Source organism: Citrobacter sp. wls706 (assembly GCF_005281305.1).
Lineage (GTDB): Bacteria > Pseudomonadota > Gammaproteobacteria > Enterobacterales > Enterobacteriaceae > Citrobacter > Citrobacter werkmanii.
On the sequence record NZ_SZXG01000033.1, the window covers coordinates 1 to 4,162 of the forward strand.

The 4,162-nt window shown below is 40.3% G+C and carries 5 protein-coding genes; all 5 read right to left on the minus strand.

The annotated features are described in order from the left end of the window. Positions 1-438: 438 nt before the first annotated feature. A complete protein-coding gene (locus tag FDW92_RS15370) occupies positions 439-723 on the minus strand; it encodes a type VI secretion system PAAR protein (protein WP_042309760.1) in 285 nt (94 codons plus the stop codon). 82 nt (positions 724-805) lie between these two features. Next, positions 806-1,195: a hypothetical protein gene (locus FDW92_RS15375; protein WP_137350403.1), complete on the minus strand. Its 390-nt coding sequence runs from the start codon at positions 1,193-1,195 to the stop codon at positions 806-808. 113 nt (positions 1,196-1,308) lie between these two features. Next, on the minus strand, positions 1,309-1,683 hold the full coding sequence (locus FDW92_RS15380; RefSeq protein ID WP_137350404.1) for a hypothetical protein: 375 nt from the start codon (positions 1,681-1,683) through the stop codon (positions 1,309-1,311). Positions 1,684-1,703: 20 nt separating this feature from the next. Further along, a complete protein-coding gene (locus tag FDW92_RS15385; RefSeq protein WP_052511191.1) occupies positions 1,704-3,032 on the minus strand; it encodes a hypothetical protein in 1,329 nt (442 codons plus the stop codon). Positions 3,033-3,067: 35 nt separating this feature from the next. Next, positions 3,068-4,162, minus strand: a 1,095-nt coding sequence (tssI, locus tag FDW92_RS15390; protein WP_137400655.1) for a type VI secretion system tip protein TssI/VgrG, incomplete at its 5' end; no start/stop codon positions are given.

Genomic DNA, 4,162 nt, shown 5'->3' on the forward strand with positions numbered 1-4,162 from the left:
TCCGGGGAGAACCGGTCAAAAAAGAAAATAATAAGAGGTTATAAAATGTGTTCCTGGGGCCAGATTTTCACAATAATTTCTTGCGTCAAATATTTCCTTGGATATCATTCTCCCCAGAATAGTTGCATCATTAATTAGACTATCTATGTTGCTATAATTTTCTAAGGTATAATCATTAGCGGTTAAATTTTGATGAAAAGTAAAGTGTTTTACGATCTGATTCCCTGTAAATAGTCCCGGAAAGTTTGCCATGATAATGCCATGAATAACTTTGTTATAAATTGATGTTATAGCGGATTGTGGTACTTCAAAACAAGATTCAAAAAATACATTATAGTTTTCTTCTGGATCTTTGGTACCAATTTTATATGTAGAAATATTTTTCTAGAAAGTATTCGGTCTTATTTATTTCTGTGAGATTAGATATATATTTCCATGTCAGCCAATATTGACTGAACTATTACCGATTATTACACCACCACAGTCAACCGCATCCCCCGTTCTGGCGGCAGGCAAACCATCGATAAAGACGCTTTCTGACCCTCCAGCAATTTTTCGAGGGTGAGGGGGATGTTTTGGTTTAGCATGAGGGGCTAGTGGATCCCCCTGACGAGCTGCTGGTGATCCGTCAATAAATACAGTTGATGAGCCTGCGATGATCACAGTTTCGTAATAACCGTCATGCTGAGTACCTTTATCGCTGAGCTTGGCTGCTGCGGGCATATTTTTTCCTGAGTTTGATTGAGGAGCGACGGATTCTTGATTAAAATGAATCTGCGTCTTACTACATGGGATTGGTAAAATACTACTCGACTTTGATGATATAATTTTGGTCAACGTGGACAGTGTGACTTAGTATCGCCCCTAGCCCCCCACCTCCAGCCATAGGACCTTCTCCATATAAATTGACTGAAATAGGATTAGTGGTTTTGGGAATGCCATGAATAATCACTGAAGCGCAAAAAGTTGCATGTCCTGCTGGGTCTTTATATTCTGCTATAAGTCCTGAATTGACAGGTTCTATTGATATATACATACTTTCACAAAAGACACTTTGTCCTGGAGGTAAAGTTATCTTAGTGCTATACAATTCACCAACTTTTGCTGTTGGTAATGTTTCAGGAAGAAATTTATCTTTTGATGAACAGCAGCCCGTAATAAAAAATATAAAGCAAAGCATGATTGTTCTTTGCATAATCATTTCTTTAGGTTAACTATATTGATACTAAGATTTTCAAATCGGCCTAAATATTGTTTACTAAATCTGATAAAAATTATAAATCAGTATTGTGTTCAGCAACCTCAAAGTTACTTCACCTCAATAATATATTTTTGATTAACAATAGAACTATGTGCTGGCCCTCCCCCAGTGACTGTAATTATGATTTTTTTGTTTGTTTTAGGCGTGCCTTGAATATCAATTGTCCTGCAAAAAAAACTTCTCTTATTTTCATTTGAATGAAAATATTCTATAGTTGAACTAATTCCTGAATTTACAGGCTCTATACGTGCGTATAAGCTGTGACAATATACGGCTTCCCCTGGCGGTAATTCTATTCGCACAAAGTATGGCTTGTTAAACTGCGCTATCGGTAACTCATGAGGTATGAATTTTGTTTCTGATGAGCACCCAGAAATAAATAATGAGAAAAAAAATAAAAATTGACTGGGTATAATTTTCATTAAACTATGTCCTTCGTTAATTATATGATGTGATCATATATTATACCACCATAGAAACAACCAAGGAAATCTTTTAGAGTAGCGGGGCTACGGTTTCGCTCGTGCCGAAAATTTGTTATTGTTTGTTTTTCACCCCAAGAGAAACATTCAAATATTATTTCCTCAGATAATATGGAGTTTGTTAATGTCATATTATCTGTAATAATTCCACTGTTAACTAATTGCAACGGTTTTGTTCCTACTATCCAGTGGTTGGCAGTAAGAGTTTGACAAGAACTTCCTAGCAATGAAGCGTTAATAAGAATTGGAACATGTTTGTCTTTAGCAAGATAATTATTTAATACTGATATTTCGTGAAGTTTATCATAATTATCTTTGTAACTATGATTTACTTGTCCATGTGAAGAGGAATTTTGAGATGATCTAGTAATAAATTTGAAATCAAATCTTTTAAACCATTGTTTTATAGTCGATTCATCAGTTATACCAGAAAATTGATCATCAGGAGAATCATAACTCTTAAATATATTTTCCGAATCTCGCAAACTAGCTAAAGTGAGCCAGTCTATAGGAGAAACTTGAGGAGTATTATTCTGATAGAAAAACGCTTTTGGATGGCGACACCCTTCACTGGGTTTAATACTCCAGTCTCTTAAACATGTCTCCCCGCGATTCCATAAATCCAGTGCAATCTGGCGGTATAAATCAGGTCTATCCTGCTGTAAACAGTAAAAGACTGCTGCGGCACCACACAAACTACTCTCTCCTTGATCCGGGTAAGTGGCTGTACTCTGTAATACATTTCTTGTAACATTACTTTGTTGTCCTTGAGCCAATGAAACACCTAGTGCAGGTAATCGTTTCTGGATCGATGCTGTAATGATTTCAAATGTAAATGGATCCAGTGGGTCATTCTGTGGATGTTCTGGTGCTTCAAATATTCGTGTTTTTTTTGAAATGCAGTTCATAAACTGATTTATTTGATCGCCATTTTTTTTCTGTGTGCTAGCCGATGTTTCATAATATTCAATATAACTTTGCTGAACTTCCTGCGTTGTTTCAAAGCAATAAATACAGGTTCCTTTAATCCCTGTCAGTGGTTGTGCACCTTTCCCGTTGTCTTTATATAATTGCAGCTCCAATATATAGAGAGCCTTAGCTTCTTCATCTGTTAAATCTACACTCTGATGTTCCTGAGTAAGATAGTCTGACTGGAAAACAGTTATTGGTGTAAGTGACAGAGCATCTTGTTTTTGACCATTGTGATAACGATATACCTGCATCGTATAGCTTAATTTCTCACATTCTGCATTAGACTTTATTTTCGTTTGAATATTGTAAATCGCCATAAAATCAGATTTCCTTATGCTGGTTATTAAATGTATTAATTCATTATCAGGTGTACGTCGATTTTTTCTTCTTTCTCACGAATAAATACTTCCGTTTTCCCATCTGCATCCGTTATTCCTTCAGTTTTTACACCATTAATAAAAAATGCGACATACTTCATGTTTGCGTAAGGGATTCCATCATCATCTGTAAACTGAAATTGCTGGTTATATTCCCCCAGTTCTGTTACAGACATCGGCTGTATCACATCTCCCGGATTTCCCCCACCGTTCAGGTTTATCTTCGGCCCGACGATATCCACACCGCCAGCATGTATAACCACGAACGAACCGCCCACTTTCAGGCTTATCTGGCTACCGCTCTCCAGTACGATATCCCCCTGTACCTTTATCCCCAGCGCCCCGCTTATCTTCTGCGCCAGATCTCCCTTCACCTCCAAGCTCTTTGTGCCTTTCACTAAGCTGATATGGTCTCCCGTTGTCGTGTGCTCTTGTTTCCCCGTCACTGCCACCCTGCGGTCATGACTAACCACGAGCGTCTCATCATTGCCCACTCTTTCACGTCGGTCATGTGTTACCTCCACCCTCTGGTCGTTCTTCACCGTCGCTGTATCATCGTGACCCACAGTCACTTGGCGGTCATTACCCACCGAGCTGGTCTGGTCATGCGCCACGGTGGTTTTCTGATCGTGACCGCCTGCATTCTCCTTACCCACCGTCACCGTCTGGCCCAGACCCACGGTAATGTTCTGGTTGTTGCCGATGGTTTCGCTGTGATCCACCTTCACATCGGTGGTGCGATTGTTCAGCACCTCGGTATCCATGTTCTTTTGCGCGTGGATATAGACCTGCTCCTGGTCAGTGGCATCTTCGAAGGTCAGCTCGTTAAACCCGTCGCCCTGATAGGTTTTGGAGCGGATGGTCATTTTTGTCCGGGTGGCCGGCAGGTCACCCGGCGAGGGATTATCTTCGTGATAGGCCCGTCCCGTCACGATAGGCTGATCCGGGTCGCCGTTGAGGAAATCAACAATCACTTCCTGCCCCACGCGGGGAATGGCGAGATGGCCAAATCCGGCTCCGGCCCATGCCTGTGACACCCGAATCCAGCAGGAGCTGTCCTCCGTGCCGCC

What these genes read in the sequence shown, in the direction of transcription:
- FDW92_RS15380 (WP_137350404.1), bottom strand. Translation starts at nt 1,683, where the DNA reads ATGAAAATTATACCCAGTCAATTTTTATTTTTTTTCTCATTATTTATT.
- FDW92_RS15375 (WP_137350403.1), bottom strand. Translation starts at nt 1,195, where the DNA reads ATGCAAAGAACAATCATGCTTTGCTTTATATTTTTTATTACGGGCTGC.
- FDW92_RS15370 (WP_042309760.1), bottom strand. Translation starts at nt 723, where the DNA reads ATGCCCGCAGCAGCCAAGCTCAGCGATAAAGGTACTCAGCATGACGGT.
- FDW92_RS15385 (WP_052511191.1), bottom strand. Translation starts at nt 3,032, where the DNA reads ATGGCGATTTACAATATTCAAACGAAAATAAAGTCTAATGCAGAATGT.